Genomic DNA, 17982 nt, shown 5'->3' with positions numbered 1-17982 from the left:
AGTTATGAAACTTCAGAGATTTCTAGCACCGAGATGGTGCCAAGGCCGTTGCCTAATTCAGCCATCATCATTCCTGATGCGCTAATAAAGTGAATTTTTTCGATTTCGGCTTTTACAAAAGTGTCTGCTTTTTTGCTGACATCGCCTGCGGTGGTATTAGCTACAATGCTGTATTCACCCGCTGGCAGATCTAGTGCTTCAGGGTCGATAGTGAAGGGAGTATCACCAACTTCTTGTGCGCCTAAATTTAAGGTATGAACCACCTCACCGTTGTTATCGACGATATCGATATTAAGCTCTTCAACTGCATTGCTTAAAAACACTTTGCCCTCTAGTGGCTGGTCTTCAATGCTAAATTCTGAGGCTGGTACCATGGCGTCTTTACCAACGAGTTGCGCCGATTGGACTATGCCAAGATTTTCCATGATCACCATCTGGGTCGATTGGTTTGCCCGCATCTGCTCTAAGCTTTCAACTTGTGAGAATTGTGCAAGTTGGGTGACATACTCAGTTCCATCAACAGGATTGGTTGGGTCTTGGTTTTGAATTTGCGCAATCATCAAGGTCATAAACTCATTCTTGATTGATGCGGCGTCGTTTCCAGGAGAGTTAACGATGGCGTCGGTAGGATTGGTGTTGTTATTAGTGGCGCTGGTGACATTCATTACTTGGCTCCTAATTGCAGTAGGCCTTGCTGCATTGAGCGGGCTCTATTCATGATTTCAACGTTGGTTTCAAACGAACGACTCGCCGCCATCATATCTGCCATCTCTTCTACTGTGTTGACGTTAGAGTAGGCAACGTAACCTTGCTCGTCGGCATAAGGGTGATCAGGCTCGTAACGTAAATCGAGAGGTGCATCTGACTGCACGATTGCTGCGACCTCAACATGAGCGCCTGCTACTTGGCCTGCTTGTGTTTGCTGGTAAATCGTTGAGAATACTGGCTTTAACGCGCGAAAGGCTTGGTCGGGTGTTTCTGCAGCCGCGCCAGCATTGGCTAAGTTACTGGCTACCGTGTTTAAGCGTATGGTTTGGGCATTCATGCCTGCACCGGCAATTTGATAGATTTCTGCAAATGACATAATGACTTATTGACCTTCAATAGCTGTGCGTAACCCTGAAATCTTCATATTGAGGAAAGTCAGGCTGGTTTGATAATCCATTGCATTTTGGGAGTAGCGGGCTTGCTCTTTGCCGAGTTCAACCGTGTTTTGGTCGGCAGAAGTTTGATAAGGCACGCGATAGCTTGTTTGATAATTACGGTCTGGAGACATGCCGGCATTGATCTGTAACATCACATTTTTAAAGTCGAGATCACGCGCTTTATAGCCAGGAGTTTCGGCATTGGCTAAGTTACCGGCCAAGACTTTACTGCGCTCAACACGAAAGTCGAGAGTGTGTGGATGAATGCCCAATGCGGCATCAAGGTTGATAGCCATTACGACTCCTAGTATGGTATGTCCAAATTTATTGCCCTATGAACAATCAATTAGTGTGCCAGTATTTTTAACTTAGGAATTTCAATGATTTGCTTTAATCTTGGCTCGGCTAACGGAATCTGTATTTCCTATTTCCTCCTCGTGATTTCCTGTTTGTTTCCGCTATCTAGTGTGGCGAAATCAGTTAATGAAACAGAGGTACAAATAGAGCAGGCTATGCAGGAGTTGCTCAGTGGTGAGTTGCGCCAATGGCAGCAGCAGTCAGCAATAAAGCAACTTGATTTTAATGTGCAGATTAAGGTGCCATCAGGTGTAAAGCGTTTAGCGCGATGTCAGTCTCAACCGACCTTTAATAGTGCAAACGGTTTACCGATTGGTAACGTGCAGCGTAAGGTAAGTTGCAGTGATCAGGGCTGGAGTTTGTTTGTCCGTGCCGCTGTTGATGTTACCGCAAGGCTTCCTGTTGCTAATCGTGTTTTAAAGCGTGGTGAAGTCGTGACTGCGGCTGATCTTGAATGGCGCAGTGTTCAGTTAGGCATGAGTGATAAAGATCTGCTTACTCAGTCACAACAGATTATTGGTCAACAAGTACTGCGTAAGATCCGCCGTTATAAGGCGATAAAAGTGGTACAGCTCAGTGCTCCACAATGGGTTAATATTGGTGATCGGGTGATTATTGAAGCTCGAAGTAATGGCTTTTACGCTAACATGCCTGGGGAGGCTTTAGAGGCAGGTGGAGAAGGGCAGGCGATCCGAGTTAAAAATTTAAGCTCAGGGAAAGTGATCGTGGCGTACCCTTTAGCTCCGGGGCGGGTAGCGACAAAGTTTTAAAGGAAAAATTTAATTATCTGCTTATTTCAGATTAAGGCCAAATAGTCGCTTTAATGGGTTAGTAGGTGAATTTGAGATAACCAATATGGAAATAAGTAAGTTAAACAGCACAATCCATACTGAATTGACAACGAGTAAAAATAAAACTCCAGTGACTCAGGTTGCTGATGCGCCAGTGGCAACCATAATACCGCAACAAGAGGTCAGTGATGATTGCCGTCTGATTGAAGCTGCACAACCTCAATTAGAACAGCTATCGGATTTTGATTTGAGCAAGGTCGCCCAAGTGCGTCAGTCATTAGTTGATGGCAGCTTTAAGCTGGATCTAGAGCAATTAGCTGAAACTATGGTTCAACAGCATGGATAATCCTGCACCAAGTAAGCGTGAGTTAGTCAAGGCGATAGTGCACGGTATTAAGCAAGATACTGAAAGCTATAAACAACTGAAAAAGTTACTACATCGCCAACGTGAATTGATGCAATCACGTGATAACCGAGGCCTTAACTTGCACAACAAGTTACAAACGGAACTTTGTGATGACTTGATGTTGAAGGCTAATCAGCGTCGCCAAATGCTGGAGTCATTAGGTTTTGCTGGTAACGCCAGTGGCATGCAGAGTTTAATTGGCAAAATGCCGCCAGCTTCATCGGCTCAAGTGGCTAAATTGTGGCATAACTTGCTGCAAACGGTGAAAGAAAGTCAGCAGGTTAATGAGGCTAACGGCAAGCTATTGGTTGCTCAGCAAGAGGTGATAAATCAATTATTACACCCAAATGCTGATAGTAAGCATGATTACGGCTGCATTCGCTCGTTGTAATTTATCTTGCTGATTAGCTGCGAACATAACGCGCGGCTAAATCATCCAACTGTTTTTGCTCCTGCTTTTGCTGTAACTGTTTATGTTGCTGTATCCGTTCGTTATACAGCCACTGTATGCTTTGTTGTCGTCCCAATTGTTTACGCCATAGTCCTTGTACTCGCAACTGCTCTTGCTGTAGTAACAGCTGCTTGCGAGTCAGCTGTTTGAGCATAGGTTCTATAACCTGACACATCTGCGCATTATTCTGCAGTAGCATGGCAGACGCGTATCGGCTATTTGTTTGAGAGTATTCAGTTATCATCTGCCCTAACTGCAACTTTTGCTGTTCAATGCGACTGATCTGCTGCTGAGCCGTCGTTTTTTGTAAACTTAGTTGGCTAAGCTTTTTCTCTTCCTGTTGGCACAATATCTGTAATTGTTTCATTTCGGTGCTTCTTCGTTGAAGGCAAAGCCCATTTGGGCAACAAGCTGAGCTAATGCGCTGAGGCTTTGAGATAGATCCGCTTGGGTGTGGGTTTCTTGGCGCAGAAATGTAGCCATTTGCGGATAGCTATTTACTGCCATGTCCATTTCTTGATCGTGTCCAGCTTGGTAGCCACCAAGTGGCAAAAGCTCTTTTACTTCGTTATAGCGACTGTTGAGATGCCTAAACCATTGGGCTTGCTTTAGTGTTTCTGGAGCAGCAACTTGTGAGGCTAAACGGCTTACTGATGCACCAATATCGATAGCAGGAAAATGTCCTTGCTCAGCCAATTTACGATTAAGCACGATATGTCCGTCTAAAATTGCACGGGCAGAGTCTGCGATAGGATCTTGTTGATCATCGCCTTCAGTTAACACGGTATAAAAGGCTGTTAATGTGCCTGTTGGATGCTGACTGTTACCAGCCATTTCCACTAAGCTGGGCAGCAGCGCGAATGCTGAAGGTGGATAGCCTTTAGTTGCTGGTGGCTCGCCTAAACTCAGTGCAATTTCTCGCTGTGCTTGCGCATAGCGCGTGAGTGAATCGACTAACATGAGCACTTGCTTGCCTTGATCGCGATAACCCGCTGCAACTTGATGGCATAAACGCATAGCTCGCATGCGCATTAACGGAGTGGTATCAGCAGGTGCTGCAATGACGACAGCACGTTTGCGTCCTTCTTCACCTAGCGCTTCCTCAATAAACTCTCTTACTTCGCGGCCACGTTCGCCTATTAGGCCGACGACTATGTCTGCCTCTGTAAAGCGGGTCATCATGCCTAGGAGCACACTTTTACCTACCCCAGATCCTGCAAATAAGCCTAAGCGTTGCCCGCGTCCGACCGGGAGTAATGCGTTGATCGCTCTTATGCCGACATCTAATGGCTCAGTGATCGGTTTACGTCTTAGTGGGTTGGTAGTTTTGAACTGTAGCGGTACTTGTGGCAAGTGCTTAATACAACCAAAATCATCTAAAGGTTGACCTAAGCCATCAAGTACTCGACCAAGTAGCCCTAGCCCTGTCGGTATTTGGTAGCGGCCCTCTATCGGCATCACTCGTGCGCCAGGCATTAAACCACTGGCATGCTCAATCGGCATTAAACATAGCGTATCTTTGTGGAAACCGACGACTTCGGCTTCCACTAGGTGATTGTCACGACATTCAATGTGGCAACGATCACCGGTAGCTAATTGGCAGCCTACAGCTTCAAGCAATAGGCCGTTAACTCGAGTTAAGCGACCGTAGACTTGCGCGACAGGTACTTTAGGCCAATCTAAAATATCAGCGTTAAGCTTCAACTTTGTCCTCGTGCTCATCTATTAAGTCTGTTTGGCTGTCTTGAAGATGGGCTTCAACTTGCGCCATGCATCGATTGAGACGGGTTTCTACTGAAGCGTCAGCATCGGCGGTTTCGCTAACAATACGGCATCCACCGGCACTGATACTGGCATCGGCAACTAAGCTCCAAGATTTAACCTTATCAGCAGCGAGCTCTTTCAGCTTTTCTACCGCACTAGGCTCTAAATGGATTTTCACTTTAGTTGGATCATCTGGCAGTGCTGCTAGTGTCTCTTCAATCAAGGCCAAAATTTGTTGTGGTTGCAACGTAAGTTCACAACGAATAACTTGCAGTGACACTCGGCGTACTAGATCGAGTATTAGCGATTGTTGCTGCAATATTTGTTGGTTATGACCTTCTTCGAGTAAAGCGTGTAGTGCACCTAGTGGTGCAATCAGGCTGTTGAGTTGAGCATCGATATTGTCTTTACCTTTTTGCTGTCCCTCAATACGGCCTTGATTAAAGCCTGCGGCATAACCCGCTTGCCGGCCTTCTTCCTCACCTGAACTAAAACCCGCTTGATGGCCTTTTTGCACGCCTTCATCGTAGCCTTTATCAAATGCTTGTTGAAAATCTTGCCAACCAGACGCCTCGGTCTCATCTCCCGTTTCAATTAACGGTGAAAAGCGGTGGCGGCGTGGGTGTTGGCCGACTAAACGCCAACGTGGGTCGGTTTTATTATTGAGTGTGTTTGTCATTATTCAACAACCTGTTCTTCAAAGAGTTGCAGCTCAATTTCACCATCGTCCATCATCTGTTTGGCTAATAGCATGATCTCTTTTCGAGCCGCTATCGCTTGGCTTAATGGTACGGTACCGATTGCTTCAACTTGGGTTTCAATGGCTGATGACATACGTTTTGGTAGTGCGTTAAGTAAAGCCTGCTTCAATTCGTTTTCAATGCCTTTTAGTGCAAGGGCTAAGACATCGGCAGGTACGGCAGCCATGATGGTTTGTAAGGTTTCTGGTTTTTGACGTCCTAGAATAATGAAGTCGAACATGTTGTCTGCGACATTACTTGCAAGTTGTTTGTCGTGGAGTTTGAGCATTTCCATTAGTTGCTCGCGATCGCCGTCAAAACGATTAAGAATATCGGCAACTTGGCGGATCCCGCTGACTTGCGTATGGCTCTTATCCATAGCATTAAGCATGCAGCGCTCTACCAGTTGCTTTAACTCATCAACCACTTCACGGTCTATATCACCAAGTTGTGCAATACGCAGCAGCACTTCATCTTGGCCTTCCGCAGGTAAACTCTGTAATACTAAGGCTGCATTTTCCGGAGGTAACAGCCCAAGAAGAACTGCTTGTAGCTGACAATGTTCGTTAGCAATTTCTCGTGCAAGTAGTTGCGGGTCTACCCACTCTAAGCGCTTAACTAAGATTTTTATTTCATCGCCATAAATGGTATCGATTAAGTTTTTTGCAACACGATCACCTAAAGCCAAATCTAAGGTTTTTTGTAGGTAAGTGCGAGATGCTCGGGCAATGCCAGATTGCTCTTGGTAACGATTAAAAAAGCGTTCAATAACAGCCTCCGCCTCCTGCTGAGTAATACTGGCGAGGCGAGCCATTTTGTAACTTAGCTGTTGTACGTCATTTTTGTCTAGATGCGCCATAACCTGAGCTGCCGCCTCTTCTCCCATGCTGAGAAGTAACATGGCAGCTTGTTCTAGGTTGTCCATCTTAGGTGTGATTGCATTATTGTTCACGGTTTGGGTTACCTATCTGTTGGCTATGCCTGTTGGTTAACTGGTTCATTATCACGCTCACTGATCCAGTGAGAGATCACTTCTGCAACGCGAGCGGGTTCTTGAGTTGCCAAAAGACTTAAGTGATCCATCTGTACTGTTAGTGGTGAACCAGGTGCTGGTAGGCTTAGATTACTGCTCCAGTTATTTTTGGCTTTATTGTTATCTAATGACATAACAGCGTCATTCTGTTGGTTAGGCAGTGCTTCGTTGGTTTCATTTGCCGAAGACAATAATGCTAATTCAGACTCTGCTTGTAGGTCTTTATTGCTATGGTCAACAGTGCGGACTAAGTGTTGTACTAGAGGACGTAGCACAAATACAATCATGCCTAAGCCTAAAATCGCCCCAATAAAGTAGCGTAAGTAAGCTTGATAACTTTCACCTTGCCACCAAGGTAGTGGCTCAAACTCAACCACTTTAACTGGAGCGAAGTTGAAGCTACTAATGCTGAATTGATCACCGCGAGTGGCTGTGTAACCAATTGCCCCCTGAACCATATTACTGATTTGATCCAGTTGCGGTTGAGTCCAACCGGTCTCACCAGCTGCTTGATTGTTCAACAATACGGCAATAGATAGACTTTCTAACTGCATTTGTTGATAACGGGTGTGAGTCACTGAACGGCCAACTTCAAATTGACGGCTCTGCTGTTGATTTAAGTTAGTGCTAGCATTCGCTGCTGGTGGGTTAGCTGTTGGTGGCTGGTTACTTAGAGCGCCTGGGATCCCTAGCGCCATATCACCATTGCTTTGGTTGGTCGTTTGGTTTTCTTGTACGACAACGGTCTGCGGATCGATTGCTTCGCGAGTTTCTTCTACTTCATTGAAGTTCACCTTGGCGGCAATTTGCACCTGAAAATTATCTTGGCCTAAGATGGGTAACAACATGCTTGAAGCGCGGTTAATTAAGGTTTGCTCTAGTTCCTGAGTATATTCTAGCTGCTTATCTTGAGCCTTCGTTATACTGCGATTGGCGTTTAGCTCTGCGCTTAAGTGGTTGCCTTCTTGGTCAACAATCTGTACCTGTTCAGATGTCATGCCGGTAACGCTACCGGCAACTAAATTTGCAATAGAAGTGATTTGCTCAGGCTTTAAGTGCTGACCAGCATATAGATCAAGCATGACAGAGGCTGTTGGTAGCTCTGGTTGTTGACGAATAAATAAGGTTTTTTTCGGGATCGCTAAATGAACGCGAGCTGTTTTTACTGCTTTTAACGCCATAATCGTGCGCGATAGCTCACCTTCAAGGCTATAACGGTATTTTGCTTGTTCCATAAATTGGCTAGTGCCAATTGCTGAGGATTCTAATGACTCCATACCTGATGGTACTTTAGCTTTAACACCGCGAGCAGCGAGTAACATTCTGGCTTGACCAAGTTTATCTTCCGGGACAAGCACCAAACCACTGGTTGGATCAAGGCGGTAACTCATACCTTCTGCATCTAACACTTCAATAATATGCGCGGTTTCAACATTTTCTTGATCGCCATATAGCGGGCTATAACCTTGTCCTGTACTCCAAAGCATTAATACGATGACGCAGGCAGCGACAATCGCCATGATTGCTAGGGTTGCTGCATGACGGTCGCCTAAACTGAACTGTTGCCACTTTTGTTTCAAGGTACCGATATGATCTGTCTTAGTAGATGAATCGGTTATTGCAGGGCTTGTTTGAGTCAATGTTGTTGACATATTTTCGTTATCCTCACTTAAACCCGTTGTGGTTTTTAAGTGTTATTGCAATAAAGAGTAAATTTGGGCCTGAATTAAATTGGCATCTTCATAACGTCGTCGAATGCTTGTACTAAGCGATTTCGAATTTGAATCATGGCGGAAAATGATAGGCTGGCTTTTTGAGAAGCCACCATGGCGCCGACTAGATCGCTACTTTGTCCGCTATCCACAGCACTGACTAAAGCCGAGGAAGCATTCTGATCAGCGTTAATTGCTGAGACTTTTTGCTTCATTAGCTCGGTGAATGAAGCGGGTTGAAAACCAAAGTCGCGCGGATTGGGGCCTACTTTGATAGCACCTTGTGCCATCTCGGTATGAATGCTCATTTGCTGCATCAACAACTGAGGGCTGGTAATACTTGCATTTGACATAAGGGATCCTTAAAAGTCCTGTTTAGGGCTAAGCAGCGTGGCCTGATTGCGACAAAATGTTATCAATATCAATTCCTTGCTCTCTCATTTGTACTAGTTTGTAGCGCAATGCTCGTGTCGTCATCCCTAACGCTTCAGCTGTACGGTTACGTTGACCATTGTGGCGCTTTAATGTGTCGATAATGTATTGAAACTCGGCATGGCGCTTAGAGGCTTTAAGACCTTGTTCATTGGGAGATGCTAGCTGTTCACCTGTGGCGCTAGTTAAACCGAGTTCCTCAGATTGAATTGCTTGGCCGCGTCGCATCACTAGCGCTCGTTGTATGGTGTTTTCCAGCTCTCGAACATTACCTGGCCAGTCGTGACTGAGAAGTAGGTTGCGAGCCGGTTCGCTGAAATAACACGGTTGATCCCCTGCTAACATTTTGTAGCGTTGTAAGAAATGTTCCGCGATCGGCAATATGTCTTCACGACGTTGGCGTAATGGTAATATTTTGATTGGAAGCACATCTAAGCGGTAAAACAGATCTTGTCTAAAGCTACCGTCCTCAACCGCTTGGCGAAGATCCTTATTGGTCGCAGCAATTACGCGAATGTTAAGTCGAATCGATTTGTGGCTGCCTAAGCGCTCTACTTCACGCTCTTGCAGAACTCGTAGTAACTTTGCTTGTAACAGCAATGGCATCTCGCCAATTTCATCGAGTAGCAAGGTGCCGTTGTTAGCGAGTTCAAATTTACCTGCTTGATCATGGCTGGCGCCAGTGAAGGCGCCCTTAACGTGACCAAATAATAGTGACTCTAAAATGCTTTCAGGAATTGCGGCGCAGTTAATCGCAACAAAGGGTTGCTCGGCACGATTAGAGTGGCGATGAATATAACGGGCTAGTGGTTCTTTTCCTGTTCCACTTTCGCCTGTGAGTAACACAGTTGCTTCTGTTATGGCGGCTCTGTGCGCTAGCATGAGTAGCTGACGGCTCACCGGTGCTGCGCAGATCAATTCGTTATTTGGTAGTTCAAGTCGGCGCAACCTTTGCACTAGCGAGCAAAGCTGATTTTCATCAATAGGCAGTAATAGGTAATCCTGAACACCACACTGCATGGCGATGCTAGCAAGCTCTGTTTGTTCAGGCTCTAACAGCGCTATTTGGTGTTTGCCTGGATAGCATTGTAGCTTGGACTCTACGTTATCTGCTTGAGATTGCGACAAATTAACTAAGCTCAGCCATGGGGTCTTATCTGCTGTTGTATCCCATAAATGAAACCCTTGCTCAGCCAGTAAGTTCAAGCATGATTGAGTAATGTGAGCATCGACAAACCTGATAATAGAACTGTTCATTTTACTGCTACCTGAGTTGCTGATTTGACTAACCTAAGTGTCACTCGACGATTGAGCTCTCGACCTGCGCTAGTGTTATTGCTGGTAATAGGTGTGCGATTTCCATGGTGACGAACTTGGATAATACTGGCTGGCACACCTAGCTCTATGAGACGTGACATGACCTCATCGGCGCGTTCTTTGCTAAGTAGTAAATTGGCTAAGTGATCACCCGATGCATCAGCATGTCCGTCGATAAGGATTTCTTTAATGCTAGGGTCAGCTTGCAGATAGCGGTAAATCGCATACAAGTCTTGTTCATGAGTTGCTTGAAGTTTGCTTGAACTTGTTGCAAAGCGGAAATCTAAACGACGTAAGTATGCAAATGAGCGTGGCAATAATTGCTGACGACAGAGGCGGAACTGGTTAGCGGCCGTCTGGGTAGAGACTGGGCTTGAGTTGATTTGATAATTTGCGTCTGACGTCGCAATCGCTACTTGCCAAGTCAGCCCTTGCTCTAGTGCTTCTAAAAAGGCGGCGATGTTTTCTTGGCTAGAGGCACTAGTGCCATGCCATTTCAATTGGGTTGAGGCTGATGAATTCGTGTATGACTGCCAAGATGGAGGAGTGACAGTGGCAACACTTTGCTTATTTTCGAAATAAAGCCAATCTGTTTGCAGGGTAAGCGTTAATGCCTCGCCAGGCATTGCTATAAGTTTTAGGCTGCCGAAACGCTGCACGTTATGACTGATTTGACAGCCAAATTCGTCTCCAGAAAAGTCCCATTGGGCCTTTTCTAAATGGGTCTGATAGGTGTTTGTCGCTGCAAATGCATTATTTGCAGTGGTGATAACACAAAAAAATAAACAGATTAATATATAAACTGATAGTTTCAATTTTTCATAATCCTTAATTGTAGGAGTTACAGTTTTTATAATTCTATTTTTTAAAGTTGCCAATTAAACACGTAATATTTAATTATGTAAAACTCTTTTGTACTGTTTTTTTGGTTTCGATTGTTTTTTTAGTATTTAATTTGTTTAGTTTGCATTAAATGCTTGCGCTAATATCTTACCTGATTTAAAACCTTCATCTTAAAGCTCAGGTTAAATATGTTTTTTGCTCGTTTTTTAGCTTGTTTTGAGTAGGTATATTGTTTTCACTTGGTTTAAGTGTTTGTTTTTATGTAAATTTTAAATTTTATTATAAATTTTACAAATAGTATTTAAGTTATTACTAAAAACGGTCGCTTTAATTAGCTCCGTTTTTACTTTTATACCGCTCTAAATTTTTATTTAACTTTATATATATTTTGAATCGTGTTTTTGTTATTTTTTATTTTGCTTGAATATATTAAGTCGTAATTTTGGCGTTAGTCATTTTTATAACAAAGTTAGTTGTTGCGCCGATTTATTGACACTGTGTTTTTTTAGGGAATAAGATGAAAACAACGGCTAAAGCCAAATTGATTAAATCCAGCCTGGGAATTAAGGTTAGGCCGGTAGTATTAATTAAAGAGAAACTAGCTCGTAGTCGGCTTTTATTACAGTTAGAGTCATGTCAACGTCCTATGATGGATGTCGTAAATGAATTATTAGTGCCAATAATCCGTCAAGGTCATTTTGCATTATCTAATGTTTCTTTAAGTGTACAGCATCAAGATCAAATACCTGATTTAGCACATGCATGGTTTTTGTTGAGTTATAACCGTGTTGAATTAGGTTGGTGGTCGATGGATAAGTGCACTCTTGACCAATTAGCTAGCAGTTATTATGGCTGTTATAGCACGGCCATAGTATCCCCTTTAAGAGCACCAAGTCAGTCAGAGTTTCGCTTAGTGAAACGTCTCATGCTGGCTGCCCTTGCAACGCTTCCTATCACTGAAATTGATATTAATAAGCTAGAGCTTGAGTTGGTCATGAGCAGTACACCTATTACTGCGCCAGTTTGTTGTGAGCTTAGCTTTCCAAGTGCTCACTTTGGCAGCTCTATTAAGTTTTATATGGCTGAACATTTACTTGAACTAATGGCTGAGCAGCCGAGCCAATATCAGGCTGATCCAGAGTTAGCCTATAAGCTTGCTCAGCGCTTAAAGCAGATCCCTGTTAAAGCGCTATTGGAATTAGGGCGTCAAAGTATGCCTGTCACTTCATTGCAAAATTTAGTTGTTGGCGATGTCCTGCCGATGAACCTTCATTCTCGTTGTCCTGTAACCGTGGGCAAGCGACCTATTTTTTACGGCACAGTTCATACCCATGAGGGGCAACTAGTGACCAAATTGACTCAAGAACTGTTTTTACATGAGGAACAAGCTAATGGCTGATAATAGCATTTTGCAAGATGATGATTTTTTGTTGGATGATGATTTTTTTGCTGATAACGCTATCACTGAGCAGAAAACATCTGCTAAGCCTGTAAAAGATATGTCTTTCTTTCAGCAGCTACCAGTGCATGTCACTCTTGAGTTAGCGAGTGTTGAGATGTCTTTAGGTGAGTTAACCCAAATGGGCGAGGGCGATGTTGTTGCGCTTGATCGTATGGTGGGTGAACCACTCGATATTAGAGTGAACGGTGCATTGCTTGGTCGAGGTGAAGTGGTTGAAGTTAATGGCCGCTATGGCGTGCGTTTACTTGAGGTTGAAGCAACTAGCTTAACTGGAGCTGTTGATTAACTATGTGGCGAGTGTTGCTGGTTGTATTGTTAAGTTTCTCTTCAGCGGCAGTGGCTGGTGATGGTTTAACGCTTTTCTCACTAGCTGATGGCGACAAAACACAGGCTGTAAACGTTAAGTTGGAAATTTTGGCACTGATGACAGTGCTCAGTTTTCTGCCTGCTTTACTTATGATGTTAACCAGCTTTACTCGGATCATTGTGGTATTAGCCATTTTACGTCAAGCGCTAGGTTTGCAGCAGAGTCCACCGAATAAGGTCTTGATTGGTATCGCTTTAGTCATGACTATTTTCATTATGCGTCCTACTGGGCAAGCAATCTACGATGAAGCTTTTTTACCGTATGACCTCGGTCAAATAGAGCTAACCGAAGCCGTTGTGCGCGCCGAGCAACCCTTGCGCAAATTTATGCTCGCGCAAACCCGTGAAACCGATTTGGAACAGATGCTTAAAATTGCTGATGAACCCGTGACGTTAACAGCGGAACAAATTCCTTTCTTTGTGTTAATGCCAGCTTTTGTATTAAGTGAGTTAAAAACGGCATTCCAGATTGGCTTTCTGATTTTCTTACCTTTTTTGGTGATCGATTTGGTGGTGGCAAGTGTGCTGATGTCGATGGGCATGATGATGCTATCTCCTTTGATTATCTCATTACCATTCAAGTTGATGGTATTTGTACTTGTTGATGGTTGGTCGATGACTGTGAGCACTTTGGTGGCAAGTTATGGCTAGTTTTTTCATCGATGGAGCGTGTTAACTCATGAGATTGGCAAATAAAGCATATCTGCAGTTTTATTACTCTATAAGCGATCTATTTTATCTGTTACTGGGTACTGTCATGCTGACTTTGGTTGCGGTTAATGATTGGCCTGCAGTGATTAACTTATTGATGAAGATTGGAATTTAGTCCTATGGACATCAATGAGTTAACTGCCATGTTCGCCGAAGCGATATTTTTGGTTGTTGCTATGGTTGGCGTGTTGGTGGTGCCGGGGTTGTTAGTCGGCTTATTGATTGCGGTTTTTCAGGCTGCGACTCAAGTTAACGAGCAAACGCTGAGCTTTTTACCGCGCTTGATCATTACCTTGTTAATGGTGGTTTTTGCTGGCGAGTGGTTGTTGATGAAAATCTGCGACTTTTTTGATCGCTTGTTTATGAATATTCCACATTTAATTGGCTAAGGGGTGATCATTGCTGTCGCTAACCTCTGTGCAAATTAGTGCTTTTATAGGCACTTTTTGGTGGCCATTTTGCCGCATTATGGGGGCGTTTATGATAATGCCTTTTCTCGGGAATAATTATATTCCAGTTACGGTGCGGATCTTGTTAGCAGTGAGCATTTCAGCATTAATTGCGCCGTTATTACCGCCAGTTCCTCAAGTTGATGCCATCTCTTTTCAAGCACTCATTTTGGCTGTCGAGCAGTTACTCGTTGGCTTTATGTTGGCGCTATTTTTGTCGATTATGATCCATGTAATGACACTATTTGGTGCCATGATGTCTATGCAAATGGGCTTGTCGATGGCGGTGATGAACGACCCTTCAAGTGGTGGCAGTAATCCGTTGCTTGGTTTGTGGTTCATGTTGTATGGCACACTACTTTTTTTAGCGTTAGACGGCCACTTGGTTGCCATTGGAGTGTTAGTTGATAGCTTTAAATTATGGCCAATCGGAATGGGGGTATTTGAATTACCTTTAATGAGTCTCATTGCTCGCTTCGCATGGATTTTTGCGGCGGCATTTATGCTGGCTTTACCTGCTATTTTGGCAATGTTGGTGGTTAACCTTACCTTTGGTGTACTAAGCCGTGCCGCCCCCTCATTAAATGTATTTGCCCTTGGGTTCCCCATGTCTATGTTGATGGGGCTTTTGTGTGTGTTTTTCTCATTTAGTGGCTTGCCCAGTCGTTATAGTGATCTTTGTTTGGATGCGTTATCTGCCATGTATCAATTTATTGGTGGTGCAATATGAGTAATAAGGATACCGGTCAAAGTAAAACGGAAAAAGCGACTCCGCAAAAGTTACGAAAAGCACGCGAACAAGGGCAAGTACCGCGCTCTAAAGATCTGGCTGCATCAGCACTCATTATTGGTTGTTCATTAATGTTGACCACTAGCGCCGACTGGATGGCTGCTCGGGTGGCTGAATTGACGCGAACTAATATGGCGTTCACTAAAGCGCAACTGGATGAGCCAGGAATGATTACGCGGCATATGGCGCACGCGATGCTGGAAATCCTCAATATACTTGGGCCACTGTTTTTAATGGTCGCAATCATAGCCATGGTCGCTGGTGCTATGCCTGGCGGACTGATCTTCAGCTTTAATAATGCAAACTTTAAATATAGCCGTATCGACCCAATAGCGGGGATTGGACGTATGGCGTCAGTTAAGTCTTTGGTTGAGTTAGTTAAGTCGATACTCAAAATAGTGTTATTGATAGGCATTATGTGGTTTTTTTTGCAGAAGAATCTTCAAGGCCTAATGGCGATTAGTCAGCTACCGGTAGATGAGGCTGTGGCGAAAGGCGTTGATATGTTGAGCTTGGCCATGTTGTATCTAGGCTTAGGTTTATTGCTGATCACTTTTATTGATGTGCCCTATCAATATTGGAGTCATCACAAAGAGCTGAGAATGTCTCTGCAAGAGGTGAAAGACGAACATAAGCAGCAAGATGGTAAGCCTGAAATTAAAGCTAAAATTCGTCAAATGCAGCAGCGTATAAGCCGTTCTCGGGCTGATATTTCAGTACCTAAAGCTGATGTATTGTTAGTTAACCCTAGCCATTATGCTGTCGCGCTCAAATATGACTTAGATAAGGCTGATGCGCCTTACGTTGTAGCAAAAGGCACCGATGAACTAGCGCTATATATGCGCGATATTGCTAAGCGCCATGATGTTGAAGTGCTGGAGCTGCCACCGTTAACTCGTGCGATTTATTATTCCACCCAGATTGAACAACAGATCCCCGCTGGGTTATTTGTTGCTATTGCCCATGTGCTGACTTACGTCATGCAGCTACGGGCTGCTAGACAAGGAATGCAGGCTGAGCCTGCGCCGTTGCCACACTTTTTTATCCCTGAACATTTACAACATGATTAAAGGTTATTTGAATTAATGAAATGGTTTTCGCGCGTTTTTGCTGGTAGCCCAAGCTATATCGGTATTCCAATCATGTTATTGGCTGTTTTGGCCATGGTTATTTTACCTTTGCCACCTTGGTTGCTCGATATCCTCTTTACTTTCAACATTGTACTAGCTGTGATGGTGTTACTTGTGGGGGTATCGATCCGTAGACCTTTAGAGTTTTCGGTATTCCCTACGGTATTACTGCTAGCGACTTTGCTTAGGTTAACTTTGAACGTAGCGTCTACACGTGTGGTACTTATTGAGGGCCATGAAGGTGGTGATGCTGCGGGTAAAGTGATCCAAGCGTTTGGTGAGGTTGTGATCGGCGGCAACTATGTTGTTGGTGGGGTTATTTTCCTTATCTTGATGATCATTAACTTTGTGGTGATCACTAAAGGTGGCGAGCGAATTTCTGAAGTATCTGCTCGCTTTACTTTAGATGCCTTGCCTGGCAAACAGATGGCCATTGATGCCGATTTAAATGCGGGCATTTTGACTCAAGATCAGGCCAGAGAGCGTCGTCAAGAAGTGGCTCGTGAAGCAGACTTTTATGGCTCGATGGATGGTGCCTCTAAGTTTGTTCGAGGCGATGCCATCGCTGGTATCCTTATTCTCGCTATCAATATGTTGGGCGGCCTAGCTATCGGTATTTTCATGCACGATTTAAGTGCAGGGGAAGCCTTTAAAACTTATGCCTTGCTCACTATCGGTGATGGTTTAGTTGCTCAGATCCCATCTTTACTGTTGGCGACAGCTGCGGCGATTATTGTTACTCGGGTATCAGATGCTGAAGAGATGCCAGAGCAATTGCGTCAGCAGTTATTGGCTAATCCTAAAACACTGGCAACGTCTGCAATTGTGATGCTGATTTTAGGCATTGTACCGGGGATGCCAACTTTTGTGTTTTTGTCTTTTGCAGCTTTGCTAGGGTTTGTGGCTTGGAAGCAAAGCCAGCGAGAGCCGCAAATTGCAGCTGCTGAGGTTGCTCAACAACGAGAGTCGACATTAACTGAACCTTCTGCTCCTAGCTGGGATGCATTGCCTTACACAGATTTAATTGAGGTGCGCTTAGGTTATCGATTGGTGCATTTGGTTGAGCGAAGTAAAGGGGCGGAGCTACAAAAGCGCCTAACGGGTATTCGTAGAACACTGTCTGAACAGGCTGGATTCCTGCTTGCGGAAGTGAGGGTAAGAGATAATCTATCTTTGGCACCTAATGCTTATCAAATTAACTTGATGGGTAATCCTGTGGTGACGGCTGAACTTGAACCAGATCGTTTAATGGCAATTAAGAGTGGCCCTGTATTTGGTGAAATTGACGGTATTATTACCAAAGAGCCTGCTTATCAAATGGACGCGGTATGGATTGAGCAAGAGCATAAAGCTAAAGCACTCAATTTAGGTTATTCGGTCGTGGATAATGCGACGGTTATTGCTACCCATGTGAGTAAGTTAATTCGTGAATCATTGCCGGATATGCTGCAACATGACGATGTATTGTCTTTAAGTGACCGTTTAGCCAAGCAAAGCCCTAAATTGGCTGAGTCACTGAATAGCGCATTAACACCAATATTGCAGTTAAAAGTGTATCGGTTATTGCTTAAAGAGCAGGTATCACTGAAGGATATTCGTACGATTGCTACCACTTTGCTCGACTGTAGTGAAAACAGTAAAGATCCTGTGCTACTGGCCGCAGATGTGCGCTGTGCGCTGCGTAACTCTATTTTGCACTCTATTGTTGGCTCAGCGCCTAAGCTTAATGTTATGACGCTAGACCCTCAACTAGAGCAAACCTTAATGACGGCATTGAATCAGTCGCAACAGCAAGGTAAAGGCTCGCTTGATAGCTTTCCGGTTGATCCACAGCTATTGGCACAATTACAGCAACGTATGCCGCAACTTTTGGCCCAAGCCAAGGAGCATGGACATAGTCCGCTGTTACTGGTCTCTCCACAGCTACGGCCAATATTAGCTCGCTATGCTTTAGCGTTTGCTCGAGGCCTGCATGTGCTGTCTTATAATGAGATACCAGAAACGCGTGAGTTAATGGTGGCGGGGCAGTTAGGTTAGTCGTTTCTTAGCCCGAAATAAAAAAGGATAGCGATAAGCTATCCTT

At 44.3% G+C, this 17982-nt stretch carries 22 protein-coding genes; 11 read left to right on the top strand and 11 right to left on the bottom strand.

The features are described from left to right. Positions 1-2: 2 nt before the first annotated feature. Genes L884_RS0111415 through L884_RS0111405 form a run of 3 tightly spaced genes read right to left on the bottom strand, consistent with a single transcriptional unit; the run spans position 3 to position 1441 of the window. Positions 3-665 (bottom strand): flagellar hook capping FlgD N-terminal domain-containing protein, encoded by a 663-nt coding sequence (locus tag L884_RS0111415; RefSeq protein ID WP_028767633.1) that lies wholly within the window; start codon positions 663-665, stop codon positions 3-5. Next, positions 665-1084: a flagellar basal body rod protein FlgC gene (flgC, locus tag L884_RS0111410; RefSeq protein ID WP_028767632.1), complete on the bottom strand. Its 420-nt coding sequence runs from the start codon at positions 1082-1084 to the stop codon at positions 665-667. Before flgC ends, L884_RS0111415 begins: the two co-directional genes overlap by 1 nt. 6 nt (positions 1085-1090) lie before the next feature. Further along, complete coding sequence (locus L884_RS0111405) at positions 1091-1441, bottom strand: flagellar basal body rod protein FlgB (RefSeq protein WP_028767631.1); 351 nt, start codon at positions 1439-1441, stop codon at positions 1091-1093. A gap of 84 nt (positions 1442-1525) precedes the next feature. Here L884_RS0111405 and flgA point away from each other — a divergent pair, with 84 nt between their 5' ends. The 3 genes from flgA to L884_RS0111390 all read left to right on the top strand — a co-directional run bounded on the left by flgA (position 1526) and on the right by L884_RS0111390 (position 3090). Continuing rightward, positions 1526-2272, top strand: a complete 747-nt coding sequence (gene flgA / locus L884_RS0111400) for a flagellar basal body P-ring formation chaperone FlgA (protein WP_051435615.1) — start codon at positions 1526-1528, stop codon at positions 2270-2272. Between the two features lie 85 nt (positions 2273-2357). Beyond that, positions 2358-2639, top strand: coding sequence for a flagellar biosynthesis anti-sigma factor FlgM (flgM, locus tag L884_RS0111395; RefSeq protein ID WP_028767629.1), 282 nt, complete (start codon positions 2358-2360; stop codon positions 2637-2639). Continuing rightward, the gene (locus L884_RS0111390) at positions 2632-3090 is read left to right on the top strand and encodes a flagellar protein FlgN (RefSeq protein WP_028767628.1); all 459 of its coding nucleotides are present in this window, start codon (positions 2632-2634) and stop codon (positions 3088-3090) included. The genes flgM and L884_RS0111390 overlap by 8 nt, the downstream gene beginning before the upstream one ends. 13 nt (positions 3091-3103) lie before the next feature. Here the strand turns inward: L884_RS0111390 and L884_RS0111385 are convergent, their stop codons facing one another. The 8 genes from L884_RS0111385 to L884_RS0111350 all read right to left on the bottom strand — a co-directional run bounded on the left by L884_RS0111385 (position 3104) and on the right by L884_RS0111350 (position 10963). After that, complete coding sequence (locus tag L884_RS0111385) at positions 3104-3517, bottom strand: hypothetical protein (protein WP_028767627.1); 414 nt, start codon at positions 3515-3517, stop codon at positions 3104-3106. Next, on the bottom strand, positions 3514-4872 hold the full coding sequence (locus tag L884_RS0111380; RefSeq protein ID WP_037410819.1) for a FliI/YscN family ATPase: 1359 nt from the start codon (positions 4870-4872) through the stop codon (positions 3514-3516). The genes L884_RS0111385 and L884_RS0111380 overlap by 4 nt, the downstream gene beginning before the upstream one ends. Then, a complete protein-coding gene (gene fliH, locus L884_RS0111375; protein WP_028767625.1) occupies positions 4844-5593 on the bottom strand; it encodes a flagellar assembly protein FliH in 750 nt (249 codons plus the stop codon). The genes L884_RS0111380 and fliH overlap by 29 nt, the downstream gene beginning before the upstream one ends. Then, positions 5593-6579, bottom strand: a complete 987-nt coding sequence (locus tag L884_RS0111370; RefSeq protein ID WP_037410840.1) for a flagellar motor switch protein FliG — start codon at positions 6577-6579, stop codon at positions 5593-5595. The genes fliH and L884_RS0111370 overlap by 1 nt, the downstream gene beginning before the upstream one ends. Positions 6580-6629: 50 nt before the next feature. After that, a complete protein-coding gene (gene fliF / locus L884_RS0111365) occupies positions 6630-8339 on the bottom strand; it encodes a flagellar basal-body MS-ring/collar protein FliF (RefSeq protein ID WP_028767623.1) in 1710 nt (569 codons plus the stop codon). A gap of 74 nt (positions 8340-8413) precedes the next feature. Beyond that, on the bottom strand, positions 8414-8752 hold the full coding sequence (gene fliE / locus L884_RS0111360) for a flagellar hook-basal body complex protein FliE (protein WP_028767622.1): 339 nt from the start codon (positions 8750-8752) through the stop codon (positions 8414-8416). Positions 8753-8780: 28 nt separating this feature from the next. Next, entirely contained in the window at positions 8781-10088 is a 1308-nt protein-coding gene (locus tag L884_RS0111355) for a sigma-54 interaction domain-containing protein (RefSeq protein ID WP_028767621.1), read from the bottom strand. Continuing rightward, complete coding sequence (locus L884_RS0111350) at positions 10085-10963, bottom strand: MotY family protein (RefSeq protein WP_028767620.1); 879 nt, start codon at positions 10961-10963, stop codon at positions 10085-10087. The genes L884_RS0111355 and L884_RS0111350 overlap by 4 nt, the downstream gene beginning before the upstream one ends. 545 nt (positions 10964-11508) lie before the next feature. Between L884_RS0111350 and L884_RS0111345 the strand changes: the two genes are divergently transcribed. Genes L884_RS0111345 through flhA form a run of 8 tightly spaced genes read left to right on the top strand, consistent with a single transcriptional unit; the run spans position 11509 to position 17936 of the window. Continuing rightward, positions 11509-12390, top strand: coding sequence for a FliM/FliN family flagellar motor switch protein (locus L884_RS0111345; RefSeq protein ID WP_028767619.1), 882 nt, complete (start codon positions 11509-11511; stop codon positions 12388-12390). Continuing rightward, positions 12383-12739, top strand: a complete 357-nt coding sequence (gene fliN / locus L884_RS0111340; protein WP_028767618.1) for a flagellar motor switch protein FliN — start codon at positions 12383-12385, stop codon at positions 12737-12739. The genes L884_RS0111345 and fliN overlap by 8 nt, the downstream gene beginning before the upstream one ends. 2 nt (positions 12740-12741) lie before the next feature. Beyond that, entirely contained in the window at positions 12742-13470 is a 729-nt protein-coding gene (gene fliP / locus L884_RS0111335) for a flagellar type III secretion system pore protein FliP (RefSeq protein WP_028767617.1), read from the top strand. 28 nt (positions 13471-13498) lie between these two features. After that, a complete protein-coding gene (locus tag L884_RS23045; protein ID WP_156925682.1) occupies positions 13499-13645 on the top strand; it encodes a hypothetical protein in 147 nt (48 codons plus the stop codon). 4 nt (positions 13646-13649) lie between these two features. Next, positions 13650-13919 (top strand): flagellar biosynthesis protein FliQ, encoded by a 270-nt coding sequence (gene fliQ / locus L884_RS0111325; RefSeq protein WP_028767616.1) that lies wholly within the window; start codon positions 13650-13652, stop codon positions 13917-13919. A gap of 10 nt (positions 13920-13929) precedes the next feature. Continuing rightward, positions 13930-14709 carry a flagellar biosynthetic protein FliR gene (fliR, locus tag L884_RS0111320; RefSeq protein ID WP_028767615.1) on the top strand — a complete coding sequence of 260 codons (780 nt, stop codon included), beginning with the start codon at positions 13930-13932 and terminating at the stop codon, positions 14707-14709. Further along, on the top strand, positions 14706-15839 hold the full coding sequence (gene flhB / locus L884_RS0111315; protein ID WP_028767614.1) for a flagellar biosynthesis protein FlhB: 1134 nt from the start codon (positions 14706-14708) through the stop codon (positions 15837-15839). Before fliR ends, flhB begins: the two co-directional genes overlap by 4 nt. A 15-nt stretch (positions 15840-15854) precedes the next feature. Next, complete coding sequence (flhA, locus tag L884_RS0111310; protein ID WP_028767613.1) at positions 15855-17936, top strand: flagellar biosynthesis protein FlhA; 2082 nt, start codon at positions 15855-15857, stop codon at positions 17934-17936. Positions 17937-17982: the final 46 nt, after the last annotated feature.

Origin of the sequence: Shewanella fidelis ATCC BAA-318 (assembly GCF_000518605.1) — a bacterium.
GTDB classification, from domain to species: domain Bacteria; phylum Pseudomonadota; class Gammaproteobacteria; order Enterobacterales; family Shewanellaceae; genus Shewanella; species Shewanella fidelis.
Note: the sequence above shows the minus strand (reverse complement) of the source record. Positions and strands in the feature narration are given on the sequence as shown.